The organism is Shewanella sp. (assembly GCF_051658185.1).
In the GTDB taxonomy this organism is placed as follows: Bacteria; Pseudomonadota; Gammaproteobacteria; order Enterobacterales; family Shewanellaceae; genus Shewanella.
In genome coordinates this window covers 1-23472 of the sequence record NZ_JBOFMC010000118.1, presented here as the reverse complement: position 1 = coordinate 23472, position 23472 = coordinate 1, and the positions used below count along the sequence as shown (strand labels likewise).

Below are 23472 nucleotides of genomic sequence, written 5' to 3'. Positions count from 1 at the left end.
GTCGGTGCTGACGATGTCCCTACCCTTGTGGCTGACACCGGCAGCGTAACTGAAGATGCCAACGTGAATGTCGACGGTAACCTCGTCACCTCAGGCACGCTGGAAGCGGGGACTGGCGGCGATGCCGGTGAAGATAAGTTCATCGCGGACAATTTCACGGGCGACTATGGCTCGTTAACTCTGGATGCCGATGGCAACTGGGTTTACACCGCAGACAACGGCCAAGCAGCTATTCAAGCGCTAAAAGCGGGCGAGTCCTTAACCGACACATTTACCGTACTTAACGCCGATGGCGTGACCAGCACTACAGTGACTATCACCATTCATGGCACTAATGATGCGCCTGAGTTCCGTTCTGGTGCCGATGTCGCTGGCGATGCCGCCAATAACGATGCCTATAACTTTGGTAGCCTCAACGAGGGCGCAACTGCGGGCACCGTAGTCGGTACCGTCATAGCGGATGATCCAGATGCTGGCGAGACTTTAAGCTACAGCTTTGAAGATGGCACCCTGACCAATGGCGTGTTCACCATCAATGCCATCACCGGTGTTATCACCTTAAACCAAGACATTGATGATGCTGACTTAGGCACGTTCAACTTCAATGTACTGGTCACCGACAGTAAAGGCCTCACAGATACCGCCGCGGTGACCATTAACCTGAACAACGTCAACGACAAGCCCGTCATCAACTCAGCAACGAACAGTCGCGTATCTGAAGAGGGCCTCACAAATGGTTTGGCGGATACGGCTGGCAGTAACGATGCAGTCAACACTGTAAGTGCTTCAGGCACTATCAATATTACCGATGTTGATAGCAGCGCATTGACGGTTGCCCTATCTGGCCCAGCAGGATTAACATCCGGTGGAGCCCCGGTTAACTGGAGTTGGGATGCGAGTTCACAAACACTCACGGGATTCACTGGCACCATCGGTGGAGCAAACTACGCGCAAGTGATGACCGTCGTGCTCAGCGCGCCGGTATCAGGCAGCAGTGATTGGACTTACAACCTGGTGCTAACCGCGCCACTGGATCACCCCAACACTAACTCAGAGGATGAGCTGCCCATTAATATCGGCATCACAGTGACCGACGATAAAGGTGGCAGCACCACTGGTAGCTTTGGCGTCACGGTAGAGGATGATTCACCTGTCGATCAGGTTGATGAATCTTTGACCCCAGAACTCACTAACGGCTCAGGCAGCGTAACAGGCAACCTATTCGCCCCTGGCGCCGATGGTATTGGTCATATTACCTTTGCCATTGAAACCCCCGGTATTCTCTACCAAGGCCAAGCGCTGAATTACACCATGAGTGGCATGACCCTCAACGCATGGGCAGATATAAATAACGACGGGGATTTTGATCCAAATGAAACCGTGTTCACCCTAACTGCAATCAAAGATGCGGGCGGCAATTACGATTACCAGCTGAATTTAATTAAAGAAATTCAACTTGATAAGTCTGTCATTGCGCAATTTAGTACCGCACCAGCAGGGGCAAACAACGCTTACTATGTGCTTAATGATGGAACCTTTGCCACCAAAGGCCCTGCCGCGTCTGACACCCTAATTACGATTACAGGTAACGACAAAGTCAACTCCAATAGCTTCGGTATCGGTGTCGGAGGCCCCTCTATTGGCGCTAGTGAATACATTAACTTTAACTATGGCAGCGGCACTAATGCGGCCACTATCGCCCTAAAGACAGGAGTCAATGGCACGCCCTCAGACTCCACCGTCATTAGCTATATCATTACTTATGCAAATGGCACCACTGAAACAAAAACCGCGACCATCAATGGTACCCTTGAAATTCAGCAACTTGCGCCAAATGGCACGGACATCACCAACATAAAAATCAGTTATGTCAGTGGCGCTGAATTCCAAGTCAGCGGCGTTGCCTCCAATACTATCGTTGTTGAAGACCCCATTGATATTGAGTTCTCTTATACGGCAACGGATAAAGACGGCGACAAAGTGGTATTTGATAGCAACAGCGGCGACGGCCATGTCAGCGTCACAATTAATCCAAGCCTTGCCCCCTTGGCAAATACGCCGCTTGCCCAAGCGCTGCTGCGTGAAGATGATATCCAAGGTCCAAGCGGTGACATTGACAGCAAAACCCTCAGTTTTACCGCCGGTCAAAATGAGATTAACTTGTTTAAATTTGCTGATGTTAATGCGATTTCCGTTCAAGGTATCAATGCTCAAATCCACTGGGCTTTGAACGCCCAAGGTGAATTAATTGGCACCGTTTTTGGGCGAGAAGCGCTGCGATTAAGCTTAGACTGGGAGGCCATCAATGCAGGGGAACAAGGCAATATCAGCGTAAAAGCAGAGTTGCTCACCACCCTTCCCCATGGTGTAGGTCAAGATAATCTTGTGATTGATGGCATTAAAGTCGTTGCTGTCGATGCATCAGGGAAAACGGCGGAATCTATCGTCACCGTCACCGTTGAAGATGCAGAGCCTGAGGCAACAAATGATACCAATAATGTTGATGTCGTCGTCGACTCGTTTAAGTTTTCTGGCGTGGCGGCCGAGTGGAAAAACATTCAAGGCGGCACCAATATCAACAAATTCGACAGCAATGATAACGATACTGCATTAGATCAAGTGCGCTGGGGCAAACCATCGGCCAGTAATGGTCAGCAGTCTGGTTATGGCTTTATCGATAATGACGCAGCCTTAAGCGGCGCACTGCCCTTAAACCAAGAGATCGTTCTAGGCACGTTTACTCACTACAATTTCCCTATCAATTCTGGCACTTCAATCAAAGCTGCCACAATGGAAGTGAATTTTAGCGTGACAGATGCCTATGGCAAAACAACGCCGGTCACTTTGGCGCTTAACTTTAGTCACAATGAAACATCCAACAGTGGTGCCGACCCTCGGGATATTGTGACAGTCGGTCAAACTAACGTGACCTTTAATTACGAAGGCCAAGTTTACACTCTGCAAGTTATTGGTTTTAAAGATGCTAATGGCAATGTCGTCAGCTCAATTTATACCAATGAAAACGCTGCTACCAGCTATCAATTGGTGGTTAGAATGGTTGCAGGCAACGGCTACACGCTTCCTAACACCCAAGGTGATGTCCTGAAGAATGACAACATCGGCGCCGATTCTGCCTTGCAAATCATTGGCGTAGCCAAAGGTGATGTCACGAACATCGGCGCCTTCGGTCAAGTAGGGGCAATCATCACCGGTTTGTATGGCACCTTGGTGCTCAATGCAAATGGAGAATACCAATATCAAGTCACTAAAAATGCTAATGAAATAGGAAGTGGTGCCGTTGATACCTTTACCTATACCATTCGCGATGGAGATGGTGACACCTCTAGTGCAACCCTAAAAATCAACGTCAACGCAGTCAATGCTAATGGCGCTCCGCTAGTTGAAATGCAAAATGTCATCGCTCAAATGTCAGTGCTCGATGACGACCAAGTCAACTCATCCACAAATGGCGATAGCATTCGTGAAATTAGCGAAAAAGATAGCAACGAGGATAATCACTGGCTTCGTGGCGGAGAGGGTAGCGACACCCTAATAAGCGGTCTCGGTGATAACATGCTGCGTGGCGAGGGAGGCTCTGACACTTTCGTCTGGCGCTATGCCGACGCGGATAAGGGCACAGACCACATCGTAGACTTCAACGTGCGGGAGGACAAACTGGATCTTAGCGATCTGTTGCAAGGCGAAACCGCCGACACCTTGGAAAACTACCTCTTTTTCAGCTTAGATAAAGGCTCGACTATTATTGATATCGATGCCAACAAGGATGGGGTATTTGATCAGCATATTGTGCTCGATGGGGTTGATCTCTACAGTCAATACGGTGTTGCCGATAATGCAGGCATAATCAATGGCCTATTAGGCTCAAATGGTAATGGCCCGTTAATTATCGATACCCAACCCGTCACGCCTGAGCCTTCACCAGGCATGCCACCCCTTGAACATGAACTCAATAAAATTCCATAAATAAAATCAATTTTGGCGGCCTATAGAAATATAGGCCGCCATGACAGATACTTTCAATAACCATATAAATATCAAAGGATAGATAACTAGGTGTCTTTTACAGCGACTGAAAGAATTGAGCAGTGGACCATTTCAGCTTCACAGCGGGTTATTGTCGATCCACTGCTAGATTGTTTAGTGCTTCTTACTGAACATTTTGGGAGTCCGTGCTCAAGTGATTCACTTGCAGCCGGACTACCTTTGGCTGGGGCTGTGTTAACGCCAGATTTGCTCCCACAAGCGGCATCCAGGGCCGGGTTAGCCGCCAAATTATCCCGCAAGGGATTGAATCAGATCTCACCAGTATTGTTACCCTGTATTTTATTACTGAAGGATAAAAAAGCCTGCATTTTACGCGAGCTTAATCTCGAATCGGATAAGGCCGTTATTCAATTACCCGAAACGGGAGGCTCAGAAACGCTCACTCTCGAAGCACTAGAAGCCCTGTACGTTGGTTATTTATTTTTAGTGAAACAAGAATACCGTGGCGACATGGGCTTTGATGTACATCTGCACGACAATAAAACCCACTGGCTAGTCCAAACTCTCAAAGATTCAGCCCCTATTTACCGTGATGCGTTAATTGCATCAGTATTGGTGAATCTGTTCGCGCTAGTTTCACCACTGTTTATTATGAATGTCTATGACAAAGTGGTGCCTAACCTTGCCTTCGAATCGCTTTGGGTATTGGCAATAGGCGCCGCTATCGCATACTTTTTCGACCTCATCATGCGCCAGCTTAGGAGTTATTTAATTGATGTAGCTGGCAAAAAAGTAGACATCATTGTGTCATCACGCCTCTTTGCCAAAGCCATTGGCATCCCCCTCGAAAAACGCTCACCGAGTGTTGGCGGCATGGCAAAACAACTGGGGGAATTCGACAGTATTCGCGAGATATTAACCTCCGCCACCATTACCACCTTGGTCGACCTCCCTTTTGCACTCTTTTTCTTAATCGTTATTTATATTGTTGCTGGCGATCTTGCTGTGATTCCCGTTATCGGCGGCGCAATTATTATTGGCTATACACTTTATACCCAACCCAAATTAAAGGCGGCCATTGAAGAGGGCAGTAAATTCTCCAGCCTCAAGCACGGCCATTTAATTGAAAGCCTCTCCGCGCTTGAGTCTATTAAAGCCAATGGCGCCGAAGGCGTTGTGCAAAAAAGCTGGCAACAAATGATAGGCCACAGTGCCAATTGGCAATTAAAATCCAAAAAACTGTCCAACTCCGTTTCAAATATTGCCAACTTCATTGTGCAATTTACTGTGATTTGCGTGGTGATTTTAGGGGTTTATCGCGTGGCCGATAATGTGATCTCCATGGGCGGGATCATCGCTGCGGTTATGTTATCAAGCCGAGCGATTGCACCTATGGCCCAATTAGCAGGACTAATGACACGCGCGAATCACACGGCCAGCGCCCTGCGTCAACTCAATGAGCTGATGCAGCAAGAAGATGAATTTGAAAATAAAGGCCACCTCGTTAGTAAATTGCGACTATTGGGTAAGATAAACCTTGATCATGTCGGGTTCAGTTATCCCAGCTCTGAAAAACCCGTCTTGCACCCCATGTCATTGACGATTAATCCCGGTGAACGGGTCGCCATCATAGGTCGCAATGGCTCAGGTAAGAGTACTCTGGCAAAATTACTGGTCGGTTTGTTCCAGCCCACCACCGGAAGCTTACGGTATGATGGGGTAGATTCAGCGCAAATTCACCCCAGCGATTTGCGGCGTAACTTTGGTTACCTGCCTCAAGATGTCACGCTATTCCACGGCAGCATTCGCGATAATATTTTGTTTGGAACTCGCCAAGTAACGGAACATCAACTCATCCGCGCCGTACAACTCTCTGGTGTCAGCCAATTTACCCACCTAGAAGCGGAGGGATTAGATCAGCAAGTAGGCGAAGGAGGCCTATCACTGAGCCGTGGACAACGGCAAACCGTCGCGTTAGCAAGGGCCACTCTCAATGACCCCCCCGTCCTATTGATGGATGAACCAACGGCAAGCTTAGATGCCCGCGCTGAACAGCAATTTATCCGTTCAATGCAAAATGTGAGTAAGGATAGAACCCTGCTACTTATCACCCACAAGATGCATTTATTGCAACTTGTTGACCGCATTATCGTACTTGAGCGCGGTCGTGTGGTCGCTGACGGACCGAAGGCTGAAGTGTTAGAGAAACTCAATTTTGGCCTGCTAAACGGAGGTCAGCAATAATGAGCAAACCTCTCACCACTCATGATCTCGAAATGGTCGATGATGTCTATGGCGCCATGATGACCGATGCGCCAAGCGGGCATCGGCTGATTATTTGGGCGCTCGCCGCTATGGTGCTGTGTTTTTTGGCGTGGGCAGGATTCTCCAAACTCGATACTGTCACCAATGGTTCAGGCAAAGTCATCCCATCCTCACAGGTGCAAGTCATTCAAAGCTTGGATGGCGGCATTATGCAAGAAATGTATGTGCAAGAAGGCGACATTGTCACCAAAGGGCAACCCTTAGTGCGGATTGATGACACCCGCTTTCGCTCTGATTATGCGCAACAAGAACAAGAAGTGATCGGGTTAAAAGCTAACGTCATTCGGATGCGTGCAGAGTTAAATAGCATCGTCATTTCAGATATGACGTCAGACTGGCGCGAACAGCTCAAAATTACCAAGCAAGCTTTAGTGTTCCCTGATGATATCGCCAACACCGAACCGGCTCTCGTAAAAAGACAGGAGGAAGAATATCACGGTCGTTTAGATAACCTCAGCAATCAACTTGAAATCTTAGTGCGTCAAATCCAGCAAAGACAGCAAGAAATTGATGAGCTTGCCTCAAAAACCACCACACTAACCACCAGTATGCAGCTGATTTCGAGGGAATTAGAACTCACCAGACCATTAGCTAAAAAGGGAATTGTACCCGAGGTTGAATTACTCAAATTAGAGCGCGCCGTTAACGATGCGCAAGGAGAGCTCAATTCATTACGCCTCTTAAGGCCAAAACTTAAATCCGCGTTAGATGAAGCCATTTTAAAACGACGTGAAGCGGCATTCGTCTACGCCGCGGAGCTGCGCGCGCAGCTTAATGAAACCCAAACGCGATTATCCCGCATGAATGAGGCTCAGGTCGGGGCGCAGGATAAGGTGAGCAAAGCGATTATCACCTCGCCAGTCAATGGAACCATTAAAACAAAACATATCAATACCCTCGGCGCTGTCGTTCAACCAGGGGTTGATATTATTGAGATTGTTCCCTCTGAGGATCAATTACTGATAGAAACCAAAATCCTGCCAAAAGATATTGCATTTTTACACCCAGGATTACCTGCAATAGTCAAAGTTACCGCCTATGATTTTACTCGATATGGAGGCCTTAACGGCACAGTTGAACACATCAGCGCGGACACATCACAGGATGAAGAAGGCAATAGTTTTTACCTGATTCGAGTGAGGACAAAAGAATCGAGTTTACTTAAAGACGATGGCACACAGATGCCAATTATCCCGGGAATGTTAACTACCGTTGACATTATCACGGGGCAAAGATCCATTCTTGAGTACATATTAAATCCAATATTAAGGGCTAAGGATACTGCGCTTAAAGAGCGATAAGCCTAATACTAACCGGGAGGTTTACCATGAAGACTTTAATAACACGACAATTTAAATGTTCCAAAATAGCCGCAATATTGGCATTTATGCTATTGCCATTATCGGCACAAAGTCAGACGTTAGAGCAAGCGGTCGCACAAACTCTCGATACCAATCCGGATCTGCGCGTTGCCTTTAATCGCTTCAAAGCCAGAGAAGAGCAAGTCAACCAAGCCATTGCAGGATATATGCCCACGGTCGATATCAGTGGTGGTTACGGTTATGAGCAAACCAACAGTGTATCGACCCGTCGGCGCCCTAATGTCGGTGAAGTCGATCGCGAAGGCGTGGCCGAACTCACCCCCGGCGAACTCGGCGTTAGCTTAAAACAAATGCTGTTTGACGGTTTTTATACCAGCAGTGAAGTCGACCGTTACAGCAGAGAAGCCAGCGCAGAGCAATGGGCACTGCTCGCGGCGGCCGAAGACATGGCGCTTGATGTCAGTAAGGTCTACTTAAACTATCTGCGCACCGCAGAAGTACTCAAATTAGCAGAAAAAAACTTAGATAATCATAAAAGTATCTATGACCAAATCAAACAACGCACCGATTCAGGCCTGGGATCTACGGCTGATTTGTCCCAAATTTCAGGCCGCCTTGCGCGCGCAAATGCCAATGTTATTGCAGCCCGCAATAACCTGCTCGATGCAAAAGCGCAATATTTAAAAATTGTTGCTGCCGAACCGGTCGATCTGATTCAGCCAGTACCTGATGCAGATATGCTACCTCAAGATCTGAATACTGGCTTAGCCACCGCTCAAGAAAACCATCCGATACTTAAATCTGCGGCCAATGATATCAGTGCCGCCCAATCTGAACGCTCATCAGCCCAAGCCAATTATTACCCTAAAGTGTCATTAGAATTAAATGGCAACTGGAATAACGACATCGGCGGCGAGGATGGTATTTCAGGAAAAGGAGCATTTAAAACTGACGTGGGTGGGCACAGCAATGACCTTGTGGCGATGGTGCGGGTCAGATATAACTTATTTGCGGGTGGTAAAGATCTTGCCCGCGAAAAAGAAACAGCTTACAAACTCAGTGAAGCAAAAGAAATTCTGCAACGAGCTCAACGCGAAGTGGTCGAAGGTGTCAATCTAGCTTGGAACGCCTTCGAAAGTCTCGCCCCGCAAAAACAATATATTCGCGACCATGTTATCGCCGCCAAAGAGACCCAATCGGCTTATGCGCAACAGTTTAATTTAGGCCAACGTACGTTGCTCGACTTACTCGATACTGAAAATGAACTCTTTGAAGCACGTAAAGATTATTTACAAGCGGAATACGATGAGATCATTGCTAAGTATCGCGTGCTCAACTCCACCGGACGTTTATTAGACTCACTCAAAGTCACCCGCCCAGAAGCATGGCGCGGGGAGCACAACTATGAAGACGGAGCATATAAATGAAAACAACTCTTTTATGCGTCAGCATCATCACGCTTTTAGCAAGCTGTTCTATGCGTGACACCGTTGATATTGACCAAATGACGACCACCCAAGCCTATGACCTTTCTGATGGTGATGGGGATGGGGTTATCGAAGCGCGCGAACGCTGCACTGACACTGTAAAAGGTGCAGGTACTGATAATTACGGTTGCGGTAAAGTAAAAGCCATCAATGAGCGTAAAGAAATTAATATCTTATTTCCTAATGACTCGGCTTATATTGCGCCAGAATATTATCCGCAAATTGAAGACATCGCCATTTTTTTACGTCACTACCCAACGACCAAAGTGACGATTGAAGGCCATACTAGCCACACAGGCACCGATGAGCGCAACGCGGTATTGTCCCAGGAACGTGCCGATGCTGTTACCTCGGTACTGGCCAGTCGCTTTGGTATTGAAAGAAGTCGACTGACTGCTGTAGGTTATGGATCTAGCCGCCCTATCGTTGCACAGCACACCCCTGAAGCTGAGCAGCGTAATAGGCGGGTTGTCGCAGAGGTCACCGGAGATGATACCACTACAGATATGAAGTGGACCATTTACTCCGTGGATGACACCTCACAATAATGGGTGAACCGATTAGGCCATGAGTGACAGACTTGACTAACAACTTTGACTATCGAGATTTATTTTTACGAGTCTGTCGCTTCGGCCTAATCGCGTCAGCTTTAGGCATCAGCTTACTTTATGCTGCACCGCTACGGCAGCTTGATGAACACCAAATAACCACCGCCCTTGAAAAGCGTTATGGCGAACGGGCGAAACTACGGGCACGAGCTTGGTTTAACGTGTTGTCCAACGCCAACAAATTAGAAGAAAAGCAAAAATTATTAGAAGTGAACAATTTCTTTAATATGTTTAGGTTCATTGATGATATTAAGTTATGGGGTGAATCCAATTATTGGGCAACACCGATGGAGTTTATTGGCGTCAATGGGGGGGATTGCGAAGATTTTTCAATCGCAAAATATTTCACCCTACTTCAATTAGGCATAGCTGAGGATAAAATGCGAATAACCATGGTTAAAGCAACCAGCGTTAACCAATATCATATGGTATTAGCCTATTATGAAACCCCCGGGTCAATTCCTTTAGTGCTTGATAACTTAGATCCGGCCATCAAACCCGCAACTGCACGCAAGGATTTATTACCCGTTTACAGCTTCAATGGTAAACAGTTATGGATCAATAAAGAACGAGGACGAGGTGTATTATCAGGCTCGTCAACACGACTCGAAAAATGGAACGATCTAAATTATAGGTTGGGGGTTGACCGCCTCAAACAACCAAAATTAACCCTGGAGTAGCATCAAAGATGACACTGTTTAGACAGATATATTCGCTGCTTTTTAGCCTATTCTTGCTGGTAGTCGCAAGCGTTGGTTATGTGCAATTTACCGAGACCCAAAGCTTTTTAACTAAGCAAATGGAGTCCGATCTAAATAATGTCAGCACATCGCTTGGTCTTATGCTGACTCCTGCGCTCGAGTCAGGAGATACCGTCGCCGCAGAAACACTCGTCAATGTGATTTTTGAGGGCGGATATTATCAAAACGTGAAACTGACTTGGATGGTAGATGGTAAGCAACAGGAGTGGGACAATCCCGTTAAAATTGAAGGTGTGCCTCAGTGGTTTATTAATCTAGGCCTGTTCAACACCATCAAAAAAGAAAGCACGATCACCTCAGGCTGGTTACAACTAGCACAGCTTGAAATTACCGCGCACCCAGGGTTTGGCTACCATGAATTATGGCGAATTATGTCCAACACCATTATCGCCTTCTCGCTCTTATTTTTAGTTGCCATCATCACCGCCAGATTAGGGCTGACTTGGATCCTAAAACCGCTACACGCCTTAGCCGAACATGCCAAAAACATTGCGGCTCGCCAATTTGGCCCTGACATGCCATTACCCAATACCACAGAATTAAAAGATCTGGTCGCCGCATTTAATAGCATGTCAGCTCAATTAAAACAGGTATTTCAATCTCTTGATGAGGAGGTCGGAGCGCTACGCAAGAAAAACCTCGTCGATGCCGCATCCGGCTTACCCAATCGGCAATATGCGGTCAGTCGACTCAATGGATGGCTCAGCGAACCCAGCAGTGGCGCACTGTTTTTAGCCAAACTCGATTGGTTAGAAGAGGTTCATAATAAATACGGATACCAAGTACGCGACGAAACGATTCGGATCCTTGCGGAAAAATTCCAACAACACCTGAATGAAGTTGCGCCCTGCGTGATCGCCCGTATCGCAGCCTATGAGTTTGCCTTTCTCGTGACCGATGTAGAACATGAGCAAATCAGTAAGTACCTACAAACCTTAATCCGCACTATCAATCAAGAAATTTCCAAGGCAGGTTGTAAACCCAATGAACACTTTGCTATCGGTATTGCTGAGCGCATCAGCCAAATGCAAGCCTCTGATATTCTTGCTCAAGCTGATAATGCACTCCAAAAAGCACTCCAAGAAAGTAAAACCTTCCACTGGTTTGAAACCACAGAGCAGCAGCTATTCACCCGTGAGCAATGGCGAGACAATCTAACCCAAGCGATTAGCAATAAGAAATTTAAATTCAGATGGCAACCGATTCAGTTTTGCGACGGCAATGGTATTGTGCAACGGGAGTTGTATTGCCAATTAACACTCGGGGATAAACTTGTCCACGCCGGGCAATTTATGCCCTATATTGAGCTCCTCTCCCTCGGCGCCTTACTCGATAAATGCCTAATTGAAACCGTATACGAGCAAAAAATCCTTGAGCGCACCGCAGAGCCCGTAGCGATTAACTTGACCAATCAAAGTATTGCCGACAGGCAATTCCATGAATGGTTAAACCATTTCCTACGCAATGCCAGCCATGTTGGACGCATTTGCTTTGAGATCCCTGAGGCAGGCATCTATAGCGATCTCGCCTCCTGCGCTCATCTGTGTAATATCATTCGTGATAATGGCGCAAAATTTGGGATAGATCATTTTGGGCGCCAATTTGGTTCCATGGCGTATCTGCAAGAGTTAAGACCCAGTTACGTTAAACTCGATCAATCCTTTTCCTACTTCGATGACGCCCTACATAACAGTGAGCTGTGCCGTGCCATCATCAATGTGGCTAAAGGATTGGATATTCAAGTCATCGTGACGGGAATTCAAGAACTAAACCAACTCCAGCGCTTTAATGAACTGCGTACTGATGCCTACCAAGGCTTCATCGCTCCGCCGGTAAATTTAGACTAGTTACAGCACGTGTTATCAATCATAAAGCTCCTGCGGGGCTTTATGATGTTAATACTCAACCGCGAGGCACTGTGCCCCTTGCCGATACGAAACAGACTGCTACAGAATTGACTCGTGCAACGTTATCGGCAATGTTGAACGCAATAGCGATAAAAAATAACCAGAGCGTCGCCAAGATTATCTAGACGACTATAGCGCTCACAGACAAACTCACCCAACTAAACTAACCCATCCACTCAAACCAAGTCATCAACACATGCTCAAAGCAAAAAGCAAAAAGCCTCAGTAATATTACTGAGGCTTTTTGTTATTTGGTCGGTGATAGAGGATTCGAACCTCTGACCCTCTGGTCCCAAACCAGATGCGCTACCGGACTGCGCTAATCACCGAATATGCTGTTTTACACCTGAAGTACGCTAAAGACATCCAATAATCATCATTAAGCATGACTTGAGACTCACCAGTGTTGACCTAATTTACATTCAGAGCACTGCTGAGATAAATGTGGTCGGTGATAGAGGATTCGAACCTCTGACCCTCTGGTCCCAAACCAGATGCGCTACCGGACTGCGCTAATCACCGAGTGTTAAATCAATATAATTGAGGATTTCAACCTCTATTCCACTTCAAAAGCGGAAAAGCGCGATAAACTGCGCTATTCATTTAAATACCTAACCAGACACTCTCTGTCTATTGTTAAGTATTTTGAAATGAAATGGGGTGACTGATGGGGCTCGAACCCACGACAACCGGAATCACAATCCGGGACTCTACCAACTGAGCTACAATCACCACTGTATTTCACTTATACAACCAATTACATCGCTAACTCACAACTCTATACGGAAATGGTACGCCCAAAAGGATTCGAACCTTCGGCCTCACCCTCCGGAGGGGTGCGCTCTATCCAGCTGAGCTATGGGCGCCCGCCTTGGTTAGCGCCGCATATAGTATGGACAAACGACCTCGGAGTCTATAGCTATTTTGCACTTTTTTGCTGATTGCTTAACTTTTAACTTGTTCGTATACTTTTTAATCTAAGTCAATGAAATTTACTTTGGACCTTACCTTCTTTCATGATAACGATAACAGTCAATCATTACACTCGAACTAAGGTGAATCCTCCAGGTGAGCATCATGTTTAAGGATGGGGATGAAGCGACCCAACGTCATAACAAAGAGATTGCACGTTTAACAAAACGGCTGATTCGCTTAAAATATTTAGCGAACAAGTATAAGCGTGCCGAAATTACTCAAAATGCCTTACTTAAATTATCGCACATCGCAACCTTAGCAGGCTCATTAGAAGAATTCTATTTAGGGGTACATCAGCACCTTAAACAGCTGATCTCTGCTGATAACTTTTTTATCGCGACTATCGATGTCACTTCCGGCAAGATTGCCATGCCTTTCTTCGCCGATGAAAAAGATATCAATCCAGCCCAACTTTATTCCGAACAATACCTGTCGACCTTGTTGCAGCAAGGATTAACGGGTTACGTATTCCGGACGGGTACCCCCCAACTGTGTGACACCAATAGAATTAATGAACTCGCCAGTTCCGGAGAGATCGTCCACCTGGGGTCTCCTTGTCATTTATGGCTAGGTGTTCCCATAAAACATGAAGATATTGTAACTGGCGTCCTTGTGGTACAAACCTATGATACCGAAGTGCATTATGGGGATATTGAAGTCGAACTGATGACCTTTATTTGTCATCATATTGCTGGGGTGATGGAGAGATTAAAACACCAAGAGCAATTGGAAATCGCCATACAAGAGCGCACCAAAGAACTCAGCCAAGCTTACGAAAAACTCAAACTTGAAGTCTATGAAAGACGTAGAGCCGAACGTCTGCAAAAATCCCTGTTTGATATCGCAGAGTTAGCGAGCTCAAGCACAGAAAACCCACTGTTCTATTCGCAATTACACAATATTATTAAGCACTTAATTCCAGCAAGCAACTGTTACATTGCCCTATTAAATGAAGAGGAAACCCACCTTTACTTTCCCTTTTTCGTGTCCCAATTAGGGCTAGAACACCCCGACTCACGCCCACTGCAGGATGGACTCACCGAGTATGTGCTCAAACAAAAACGACCACTGCTACTCAATCAAAATGAAATTAGATCGCTCATTGACTCTGGTGAAATTTATCGAAAAGCACCGACATTAAACCATACCCAAACCATGCACCAATGGATTGGCATTCCGCTGTTTATTCATGACCAAGTGCGCGGGGCATTAACCATTTATAGCTTGAGTGTGACGCAAAATTACCAAATAAAAGACCTCGAGCTATTAACCTTTGTCTCACAGCATATCGGTAATGCCATTGAGAAAAAGCTGTCGGCAGAATCCCTGCGCCGCAGTTATGCAGAACTTGAAGAAAAAGTCATTGCCCGCACCAAAGATCTTGCCGAATTAAATCAAAATCTTGAGAAGGAAATCCAGCAGCGCCGTCATATCGAGGCGCAATTAGTCCACGATGCCAAACACGATGCCCTCACAGGGCTGCCCAATCGCACTATGTTCATGGAACGGTTAAGTCAGGCGATAACTCATGTTCAGCGCCACAGTGACGATCAGTTTGCCTTACTCTTTATCGATCTCGACCGCTTTAAGCAGATCAACGACACCCTTGGCCATATTGAAGGCGATAGATTTTTAATTGAAGCCGCAAATCGCCTGCGAACATGCGTTCGTTGCAATGATACGCTGGCCAGACTCGGCGGGGATGAATTTGTGATCCTCTTAGATAGCATCCACAGCATTGAGGACGCCAAGGAAGTATCAGAGCGAGTTATCCGTCAACTTTCCCAACCCTACAAATCAGGAACCGTCGAGTTTCACTCCGGTGCCAGTATTGGGATCTCGATGAGTAACAACCATCGATTAAATACCAGCGAATCCATTTTGCGCAATGCTGACATCGCCATGTATCAAGCCAAAGCTAATGGCAAAGGTTGTTACGTCATCTTTGATGAGAGTTAGCCCGGACGCTTCAAGTTAACCAAGGCAACCCGTTGGCGCAGAGTGCCCAGTGCGACTCGATGAAATAAATTTAAATAACTCATTATTTTTTAAACATATCCCTCAAGTTAGCAATATGACTGCGCCCCGTTTGCATGCGCTCTTGCTCGGTCTGCTGCGGTTTACGGTTTTCCCATACCACATCATCCTGTGGCAATTCCAACAGGAAGCGACTCGGTTCGCAGCGCATGGTTTCACCAAATTGACGGCGTTCGCGGCACAGGGTAAACCAGAGCTCTCGCTGTGCGCGGGTGATCCCCACATAGGCTAAACGGCGCTCTTCATCGACATTGTCCTCATCAATGCTGGTTTGATGGGGCAAAATGCGTTCCTCAACGCCCACCATAAACACATAGGGAAACTCTAATCCTTTCGAGGCATGCAAAGTCATTAACTGCACCTGATCGCCACCTTCGTCTTCACTGTTGCGTTCCATCATATCCCTCAAGGTCAGTCGATTCACTACCTCGGGGAGCGTCATAGGCTCATCTAATTCATCACCGGCGAGCATCTCAGTGACCCAACGATACAATTCTGAGATATTTTTCATGCGCATCTCTGCGGCCTTAGCGCTGGTACTGCTTTCGTATAAATAGTCTTCGTAATGAATGTTGCGGATCAGCTGTTTTACCGCTTCCACACCCTCACCGCGCTGGGCCTGATCGCCGGTTTCGACAATAAAACGCCCAAACTGATACAAGGATGACATCGCCGCTGGCGGCAAGTAATGATTCAGTTCAGGCTCAAAAATCGCGGCAAACATGGAAATATGCTTTTCATTGGCAAAGTTACCCAAACGCTCCAAGGTGGAGGGACCAATCCCCCGCTTAGGTAAATTCACGACCCGTAAAAAGGCATTATCATCGTCGGGATTCACTACCAGCCTTAAATACCCCATGATGTCCTTAATTTCTGCCCGAGCAAAAAATGAGGTGCCACCGCTGAGCTTATAGGGGATACGGTTGGTCATCAGCGCGCGTTCAAGCAACCGCGATTGATGGTTGCCACGATACAAAATCGCATAATCGCCAAATTGGGTTCGTCCCACAAACTTGTGGCGGACAATCTCGGCCACAACGCGCTCTGCTTCTTGCTCTTCATTGGCGGCAAACAGCACTCGCAGCGGTTCGCCATAGGCCAGCTCGCTGAACAGCGCTTTATCATAAACGTGAGGATTATTGGCGATCAGGATATTGGCGGCACGCAAAATTCGCTGGCTTGAGCGGTAGTTTTGCTCCAATTTAATCAGCTTAAGCTTGGGAAAATCTTTGCCCAATAGCACCAGATTTTGTGGCTTGGCACCGCGCCAAGAATAAATGGATTGATCATCGTCACCCACCACAGTAAAACGCGCGCGCTCCCCCACCAGCAATTTGACCATTTCATACTGGCTGGTATTGGTGTCTTGGTATTCGTCCACCAGTAGGTATTGGATTTTAGTTTGCCAACGGGTCCGCACCTCTTCATGATGACGTAGCAGCAAGGTCGGCATCAGGATTAAATCGTCAAAATCCAAGGCATTATAGGCTTTCATGTGCTGAGCGTAACGCTCATACAGCATGGCAAAGAGGTGCTGCTGTTCATCCTTAGCGATCTTACGCGCATGTTCGGGAATGATTAACCCTCCCTTCCAGTTTGAAATTGCACTGGCAAGGGCTTTGAGTAAATCCTTATCTTCAGCTAACTCGTCTTGGGTTAATTCTTTCAGCAACGCCAAGGTATCTTGGTCATCAAATAACGAAAACCCCGACTTTAAACCTAATATCTTGTGTTCACGCTTAATGATCTCCAGCCCAAGGGTGTGGAAGGTTGAAATCCACAAACCTCTCGCCTCTTTGCGGCCCATGGATTGCGCCACCCGCTCCTTCATCTCCCGCGCCGCCTTATTGGTAAAGGTTACCGCGGCAATGTTACGCGCCTGATAGCCACATTTTTCCACTAAGTAGGCAATTTTATTGATAATAACCCGGGTTTTGCCACTGCCCGCTCCCGCCAGCACTAAGCAAGGACCAGAAACGTAATGAACAGCATCGTTTTGGGCGGGATTGAGTTTCATCTTTGTGCGATATCCAACAAGCCAACAAAAGGGAGCAGATCATAGCAGAATCGGGGGTTTTAAGGCTAACAAATCCCCCACGCTTAGCCGCAGGCCTTCTCAACCACCACGCATCAACCGCCCCCAAACACTACACGCATCCACGCTGATTTAAATGGGCTATTTTTTATTCACTAGGATTGCCAAACATTGATAAAGGCACTAAAATCAGCGGTGAATGAACGTTCATTCACCGCTGATTCTGGTAAATGAAATGGATAATAAACGTGATTTAATCCTGCGCGCGGCGGAGACCATTATCGCCACCCAAGGACTGCATAACCTGTCAATGCAAAAACTGGCCCAAGAGGCAGGCGTCGCGGCGGGCACCATTTATCGTTATTTCAAAGATAAGGACGATTTAATCATTGAGTTGCGTAAAAATGTGTTGCAGTTGATCGCCGATAAGCTCTTCGATGACATCAACCTCGGCACCTTTAATGAGCGCTTTAAACGGATCTGGTTCAATATCATTCAACTAGGCCGCGAGCAATCTCACGCTAACTTAAGTTTTGCACAATATTCACAGCTGCCGGGTGTCGATGCGCCCGAGCATCAAGCATTTGAAAAGGAAATATTTAAGCAACTTCATCACCTGTTTGAAGCGGCTAAACAGCAAGGGATTATTCAGCCACTCCATAATGAAATGTTGTTTTCTATCGCCTTTGAACCGGCCGTAGCCATAGCTAAACGTCTACGCCGCGGTCAAATTGACTGTAACGAAATTGAAATAACCCAAGCCTGCGAGTTGTGCCTAATGGCAATTTCAATTCCTTCAAAAACTTAACCCAGGAACTTTTAGCGTCATGAAAAAATGGACCCTTAGTATGCTCGTGATTGCTGTGCTTGCTTTTGGCTCAGTGATCGGTTTTAACCTGATGGTCAAAGGTAAGATTGCCGATGCCATCGCCAACATGCCCGAGGCGGAGTTCCCGGTAACGGCGATGACCCTCAGCGCGCAGAGCTGGCAGCCCACTATCGACGCCATTGGCTTTGTTGAGCCCCAGCAAGGCGTGACCATTGCCAACGAGCTAGCAGGACGCGTTACCCGCATTAGTTTTGAAAACGGTACACGGGTCGAAAAAGGGCAAATGCTGGCAGAACTCGATGCGAAAGTCGAAAGAGCCAATCTAAAAAGTAAGATGGTGCAACTGCCAGCCGCTGAAGCTGATTTTAAGCGCCTATCCAAGCTCTACGGGCAAAAATCTATCTCTAAACAGGATTTAGATAATAGCGAGTCCAAATATCTGGCACTGCAGGCGGATATTGAAAGCTTGAAAGCCACCATCGAGCGCCGCGAAATTACCGCGCCCTTCGGCGGCCTCGTCGGGATCCGCAATATCAATCTCGGTGAATACCTGCAACCGGGCACCGACATTGTGCGCCTAGAAGATATCAGCACCATGAAGATCCGTTTTACGATCCCCCAAACCCAATTGCCGCGAATTGCCGTTGGACAAAAAACTCATATTTACGTCGATTCCTACCCTGAGCAACCCTTCGAAGGCGAAATTGCTGCAATTGAGCCTGCGGTCTTCTTCCAAAGCGGCCTAATCCAAGTGCAAGCACGTATCCCTAACGATAACGCCAAACTGCGCAGCGGGATGTTTGCTCGGGTGTCCATTTTATTACCCAAACTTGAAAACCAATTTGTCCTGCCACAAACCGCCATTAACTTCACGCTCTACGGTAACTCAATTTATGTAATTGAGAATGTTGAAGAAGATGGTAAGCAACTTGAGCGCGTTAAACAGCTCAACCTGACCGTATTAGAACGCAATGGCAACGATGCATTAGTCAGTGGCGATATCAAGGTCGGCGATCGGATTGTGACTTCAGGACAGATTCGCCTAAGCAACAACAGCAAGGTGAAGGTCGTTGAGGATAAAGCGCTCACGCCCACCGCCACGATGCCCAAGTTGTAACAGGAGCTAGATAATGCGTTTTACTGACATATTTATTCGGCGGCCAGTGCTTGCCGCCTCCATCAGCTTCCTGTTGCTGCTACTGGGCTTTAACGCCCTAAACAAGATGCAGGTGCGTGAATACCCCAAAATGACCAATACGGTCATCACCGTCACGACCAGTTATTACGGTGCCGATGCCAACCTGATCCAAGGCTTTATCACTCAGCCGTTAGAGCAGGCGCTCGCTCAGGCCGATAACGTCGATTTTATGACCTCAGATAGCTTCCTTGGTAACTCCAAGATTTCGGTATATATGAAGCTCAATACCGAGCCTAATGGCGCCTTAGCGGATATTTTAGCTAAGGTGAACTCGGTGCGCTCACAGCTGCCCAAAGAAGCTGAGGACCCCAGCGTCGAAATGTCGACAGGTTCGCAAACCTCGGTGCTGTATATTTCGTTTTTTAGCGATCAAATCAATTCTAGCCAGCTCACCGATTACCTAGAGCGCGTCGTCAAACCTCAACTCTTTACGATTGATGGCGTCGCCAAAGTGAACCTCTACGGCGGTATCAAATACGCCATGCGCATCTGGCTCGATCCCGCGCGCATGGGAGCATTTAATCTCTCCGCCAGCGATGTCATGCAGGTGCTTCAGGCCAACAACTACCAATCTGCAGTAGGCCAAACCAACAGCGTTTACACCCTGTTTAATGGTACCGCCGACACCCAAGTTGCCACCATTGAAGAATTAAAACGTTTAGTGATTGGCAGTAAAGACGGCTTAGTGGTGCGCCTTGGCGATATTGCCGACGTTAGCCTCGACAAAAGCCATGACATCTACCGCGCCTTAGCCAACGGCAAAGAAGCGGTGGTCATTGGCTTAGATGTGACGCCAACGGCCAACCCACTCACAGTGGCGGCAGATACCCGCGCATTATTACCTGAAATCAATCGCAATTTACCCCCTTCTATCGAGTCAAGGATCCTCTACGATTCCTCATTAGCCATTGATGAATCCATCAAGGAAGTCGTCAAAACCATTGGCGAAGCGGCGCTGATTGTGATCGTGGTCATCACCCTCTTCCTCGGTTCGCTGCGGGCGGTGATTATCCCGATTGTGACGATCCCATTGTCATTAATTGGGGTGGCCATCATCATGCAGATGTTTGGTTTTACCCTAAATCTGATGACCTTACTTGCCATGGTACTCGCCATCGGTTTAGTGGTGGATGACGCGATTGTGGTGGTTGAAAACGTCGATCGTCATATCAAACTGGGCGAATCACCCTTTAGGGCCGCCATTATTGGTACCCGTGAAATCGCCGTGCCGGTGATCTCAATGACCATCACTTTGGCCGCGGTGTACGCACCAATCGCGCTTATGGGCGGGATCACCGGTTCGTTATTTAAGGAGTTTGCCCTCACGCTGGCAGGGGCGGTATTTATCTCGGGGATTGTCGCGTTAACATTATCGCCGATGATGTGTGCCAAAATTCTTAAACCACACACCACGCCGAATCGGTTTGAGCTGGGCGTGGAGTCGTTTCTCGATAATTTAACGCGCCGCTACAGCAACATGCTTGATGCCGTGATGGCGCGCCGCCCGGTGATCGTGGCATTTGCGCTGATCGTGTTTGCCTCCTTGCCAGTGCTGTTTAAGTTTATCCCCTCAGAATTAGCACCAACAGAAGATAAAGGCGTGGTGATGATGATGGGCACCGCGCCCTCAACCGCCAACTTGGATTATATTCAAGCCAATATGAGTCTGGTGACGGATATGATTAAGGCGCAGCCAGAATCTGCCGCCTCGCTCGCCTTTGTGGGCGTCCCCAGCTCAAGCCAAGCCTTTGGTATTGCGCCCTTGGTGCCTTGGAGTGAGCGGGAAAGAAGCCAAAAACAAATGCAGGAGTTTTTTGCCAAGGAAGTTAAACACATCCCCGGCATGGCTGTAACCACCTTCCAAATGCCAGAATTACCGGGCGCTTCCAGCGGTTTACCGATCCAATTTGTGATCACCACTTCGAACTCCTTTGCTAGCCTGTTCCAAATCGGTACCAGTGTGCTCGAAAAAGTCCAAAAGAGTCCGCTGTTTGTCTACTCAGAAATCAACTTGAAATTTGATTCTGGCACCATGAAACTGCGGATCAAACGTGACTTGGCCGGCACCTACGGCGTCACCATGCAGGATATTGGCATCACGCTATCGACCATGATGAGCGATGGCTACGTCAACCGGATTAACTTGGATGGCCGCTCCTACGAGGTGATCCCACAGGTCGAGCGCCACTTACGCGCGAACCCGGAATCCTTAGCCAATTACTATGTGAAAGCGGCCGATGGTCGTGCCATCCCGCTGTCGAGCTTAGTGGACATTGAAATGGTTTCTGAGCCACGTTCCTTGCCGCATTTCAACCAAATGAATGCTCTGACAGTCGGCGGCGTAGCCTCTCCTGGCGTAGCGATTGGCGATGCGATCAGCTTCCTGCAGGACATTGGCGATAACGATCTGCCCAAAGGTTACAGCTACGACTTCCTCGGCGAGGCTCGGCAATTTGTCACCGAAGGTTCGGCGCTGTATGCCACCTTCTTACTGGCGATTGCGATTATTTTCCTCGTCTTGGCCAGTCAGTTTGAAAGCCTCAAAGATCCGCTGGTGATTTTGGTGTCAGTGCCTCTGGCGATTAGCGGCGCCCTAATTGTGCTCGGCTGGACCCATGTCTTTGGCTTAGCCAAAATCAACATTTACACTCAGGTCGGCCTCATCACCTTGGTCGGTCTTATCACTAAGCACGGGATTTTGATGTGTGAAGTGGCCAAAGAGGAGCAATTGCATCGCGGCCTAAGTAAAATGGCGGCCATTAAACTGGCGGCAACCATACGGTTACGCCCGATTTTAATGACCACGGCGGCGATGATCGCGGGCTTATTACCCCTGCTCTTTGCCTCAGGCGCTGGGGCGGTAGCTCGCTTCAACATTGGCATTGTGATTGTGGCAGGCCTGTCGATAGGCACAGTATTCACCCTGTTTGTCTTGCCGGTGATCTACACCTATCTTGCTGAAAAACATGAGCCGTTACCGGTATTTGATGAAAACACCGATATCCCCGCGCCAAGTCACTAACTCACTTGAGCGACTAACTCACTTGAGCCACTGAGTTACCCAGCTAAGCGAGCACTCATGCACCACCAACACCGACGCCTTAAGGCGTCGGTGTTCCCCCCTAAAGCGCTCACCAAGCACACCGCTATCCGATTCACCGCCATTAATTGGCTCACATCACTGTGCATCCCGTGGCTCCACGCATTCTGCGCCGCCAAGCAATCCTGCGCCTGCATCTACCATGGTGACTACAGGTTAAGTCGAGCACAGCTCCCCTCGCGCCCTCATTGGGGCAAAGGGTGAGTTGAAAAGGAGAATTTAATGGCGCCGAGATACGGGGAAGCGAGTATTTGGGAAAGCTGTGCCAGTGAGTTACAATCGCTCAACACAGTGAACTGGTGGACAACATAATGATCAATCCGAAAAAAATCGAAGAAATGGCCAAACAGCTGAGCGACAACTTACCCAGCGGCCTGAAGCAATTTGCGGGCGAATTTGAAGAGCGCAGCAAGCAAGTGCTCCATAATCAATTACTTAAATTAGACATGGTATCGCGCGAAGAGTTTGAAGTGCAGCAACATGTCCTGCTCAAAACCCGTGAAAAGCTAGAAGCATTGCAAGCGCAGGTTAATGAGCTCGAAAAACGACTCAATGCCACTGACTAACGAGCTAAGTTTTAAAGATTTTTTACTGCGGATAAACTGGCGCTTATGCGAACTCGCGCCAGTGCTGTGCCGTTATGCGGCCTAAACAGAGAGTATAAAAATCTGTGTTAATGGCATTCTACTCATGTGCTACTCATGTGGTTGAAAAATGAAGAATGCCAGCTTCAGCCCCTCCTCTCGACCCGTTATTAACGCACTCACCTGAACAAACTGTAGATCTGTAAAGCTCTATGCCTTAAGCGCCATCACTTGTTAAGCCAATCCATTTTCATCTCTCTTTTTTGCGAAGACCATTTGACCTGTCTATAACTTCATAG

Annotated in this window: 13 protein-coding genes and 4 tRNA genes; 12 read left to right on the top strand and 5 right to left on the bottom strand. The window is 47.6% G+C overall.

The features are described from left to right. From ACRCZA_RS05060 to ACRCZA_RS05030, 7 genes are all read left to right on the top strand, one after another. Nucleotides 1-3984 (top strand): VCBS domain-containing protein (locus ACRCZA_RS05060; RefSeq protein WP_438673377.1); only part of this gene is annotated, 3984 nt, incomplete at its 5' end. Between the two features lie 90 nt (nucleotides 3985-4074). Beyond that, the gene (locus ACRCZA_RS05055; RefSeq protein ID WP_438673376.1) at nucleotides 4075-6249 is read left to right on the top strand and encodes a type I secretion system permease/ATPase; all 2175 of its coding nucleotides are present in this window, start codon (nucleotides 4075-4077) and stop codon (nucleotides 6247-6249) included. Further along, entirely contained in the window at nucleotides 6249-7631 is a 1383-nt protein-coding gene (locus ACRCZA_RS05050) for an HlyD family type I secretion periplasmic adaptor subunit (protein WP_438673375.1), read from the top strand. The genes ACRCZA_RS05055 and ACRCZA_RS05050 overlap by 1 nt, the downstream gene beginning before the upstream one ends. A 26-nt stretch (nucleotides 7632-7657) precedes the next feature. After that, nucleotides 7658-9079, top strand: a complete 1422-nt coding sequence (locus tag ACRCZA_RS05045; RefSeq protein ID WP_438673374.1) for a TolC family outer membrane protein — start codon at nucleotides 7658-7660, stop codon at nucleotides 9077-9079. Then, the gene (locus ACRCZA_RS05040) at nucleotides 9076-9687 is read left to right on the top strand and encodes an OmpA family protein (RefSeq protein WP_438673373.1); all 612 of its coding nucleotides are present in this window, start codon (nucleotides 9076-9078) and stop codon (nucleotides 9685-9687) included. Before ACRCZA_RS05045 ends, ACRCZA_RS05040 begins: the two co-directional genes overlap by 4 nt. A 32-nt stretch (nucleotides 9688-9719) precedes the next feature. Further along, nucleotides 9720-10427: a transglutaminase-like cysteine peptidase gene (locus ACRCZA_RS05035; RefSeq protein ID WP_438673378.1), complete on the top strand. Its 708-nt coding sequence runs from the start codon at nucleotides 9720-9722 to the stop codon at nucleotides 10425-10427. 8 nt (nucleotides 10428-10435) lie between these two features. Next, nucleotides 10436-12355 carry a bifunctional diguanylate cyclase/phosphodiesterase gene (locus ACRCZA_RS05030; protein ID WP_438673372.1) on the top strand — a complete coding sequence of 640 codons (1920 nt, stop codon included), beginning with the start codon at nucleotides 10436-10438 and terminating at the stop codon, nucleotides 12353-12355. A 312-nt stretch (nucleotides 12356-12667) separates the two neighbouring features. Here ACRCZA_RS05030 and ACRCZA_RS05025 read toward each other — a convergent pair. The 4 genes from ACRCZA_RS05025 to ACRCZA_RS05010 all read right to left on the bottom strand — a co-directional run bounded on the left by ACRCZA_RS05025 (nucleotide 12668) and on the right by ACRCZA_RS05010 (nucleotide 13281). Beyond that, nucleotides 12668-12744: transfer RNA gene (locus ACRCZA_RS05025), tRNA-Pro, on the bottom strand. A gap of 116 nt (nucleotides 12745-12860) precedes the next feature. Further along, nucleotides 12861-12937, bottom strand: a tRNA-Pro gene (locus tag ACRCZA_RS05020). 134 nt (nucleotides 12938-13071) lie between these two features. Continuing rightward, nucleotides 13072-13147: transfer RNA gene (locus tag ACRCZA_RS05015), tRNA-His, on the bottom strand. Between the two features lie 57 nt (nucleotides 13148-13204). Then, nucleotides 13205-13281 (bottom strand) — tRNA-Arg (locus ACRCZA_RS05010). Between the two features lie 211 nt (nucleotides 13282-13492). Between ACRCZA_RS05010 and ACRCZA_RS05005 the strand changes: the two genes are divergently transcribed. Beyond that, the gene (locus tag ACRCZA_RS05005; protein ID WP_438673371.1) at nucleotides 13493-15349 is read left to right on the top strand and encodes a diguanylate cyclase domain-containing protein; all 1857 of its coding nucleotides are present in this window, start codon (nucleotides 13493-13495) and stop codon (nucleotides 15347-15349) included. 82 nt (nucleotides 15350-15431) lie between these two features. Here ACRCZA_RS05005 and rep read toward each other — a convergent pair whose 3' ends face one another. After that, on the bottom strand, nucleotides 15432-17444 hold the full coding sequence (rep, locus tag ACRCZA_RS05000; protein ID WP_438673370.1) for a DNA helicase Rep: 2013 nt from the start codon (nucleotides 17442-17444) through the stop codon (nucleotides 15432-15434). Between the two features lie 253 nt (nucleotides 17445-17697). Between rep and ACRCZA_RS04995 the strand changes: the two genes are divergently transcribed. The 4 genes from ACRCZA_RS04995 (at nucleotide 17698) to ubiK (ending at nucleotide 23155) form a co-directional block, all read left to right on the top strand. Next, complete coding sequence (locus ACRCZA_RS04995) at nucleotides 17698-18270, top strand: TetR/AcrR family transcriptional regulator (RefSeq protein WP_438673369.1); 573 nt, start codon at nucleotides 17698-17700, stop codon at nucleotides 18268-18270. Between the two features lie 19 nt (nucleotides 18271-18289). After that, nucleotides 18290-19408 carry an efflux RND transporter periplasmic adaptor subunit gene (locus tag ACRCZA_RS04990; protein ID WP_438673368.1) on the top strand — a complete coding sequence of 373 codons (1119 nt, stop codon included), beginning with the start codon at nucleotides 18290-18292 and terminating at the stop codon, nucleotides 19406-19408. Between the two features lie 13 nt (nucleotides 19409-19421). Further along, nucleotides 19422-22511, top strand: a complete 3090-nt coding sequence (locus ACRCZA_RS04985; RefSeq protein ID WP_438673367.1) for a multidrug efflux RND transporter permease subunit — start codon at nucleotides 19422-19424, stop codon at nucleotides 22509-22511. Between the two features lie 389 nt (nucleotides 22512-22900). Then, nucleotides 22901-23155, top strand: a complete 255-nt coding sequence (gene ubiK / locus ACRCZA_RS04980; RefSeq protein WP_438673366.1) for a ubiquinone biosynthesis accessory factor UbiK — start codon at nucleotides 22901-22903, stop codon at nucleotides 23153-23155. Nucleotides 23156-23472: the final 317 nt, after the last annotated feature.

Excerpts from the sequence above, each read along its gene's own strand:
- ACRCZA_RS05050 (WP_438673375.1), top strand. The coding sequence starts at position 6,249 with ATGAGCAAACCTCTCACCACTCATGATCTCGAAATGGTCGATGATGTC.
- ACRCZA_RS05045 (WP_438673374.1), top strand. The coding sequence starts at position 7,658 with ATGAAGACTTTAATAACACGACAATTTAAATGTTCCAAAATAGCCGCA.
- ACRCZA_RS05040 (WP_438673373.1), top strand. The coding sequence starts at position 9,076 with ATGAAAACAACTCTTTTATGCGTCAGCATCATCACGCTTTTAGCAAGC.
- ACRCZA_RS05030 (WP_438673372.1), top strand. The coding sequence starts at position 10,436 with ATGACACTGTTTAGACAGATATATTCGCTGCTTTTTAGCCTATTCTTG.
- ACRCZA_RS05005 (WP_438673371.1), top strand. The coding sequence starts at position 13,493 with ATGTTTAAGGATGGGGATGAAGCGACCCAACGTCATAACAAAGAGATT.
- rep (WP_438673370.1), bottom strand. The coding sequence starts at position 17,444 with ATGAAACTCAATCCCGCCCAAAACGATGCTGTTCATTACGTTTCTGGT.
- ACRCZA_RS04995 (WP_438673369.1), top strand. The coding sequence starts at position 17,698 with ATGGATAATAAACGTGATTTAATCCTGCGCGCGGCGGAGACCATTATC.
- ACRCZA_RS04990 (WP_438673368.1), top strand. The coding sequence starts at position 18,290 with ATGAAAAAATGGACCCTTAGTATGCTCGTGATTGCTGTGCTTGCTTTT.
- ACRCZA_RS04985 (WP_438673367.1), top strand. The coding sequence starts at position 19,422 with ATGCGTTTTACTGACATATTTATTCGGCGGCCAGTGCTTGCCGCCTCC.
- ubiK (WP_438673366.1), top strand. The coding sequence starts at position 22,901 with ATGATCAATCCGAAAAAAATCGAAGAAATGGCCAAACAGCTGAGCGAC.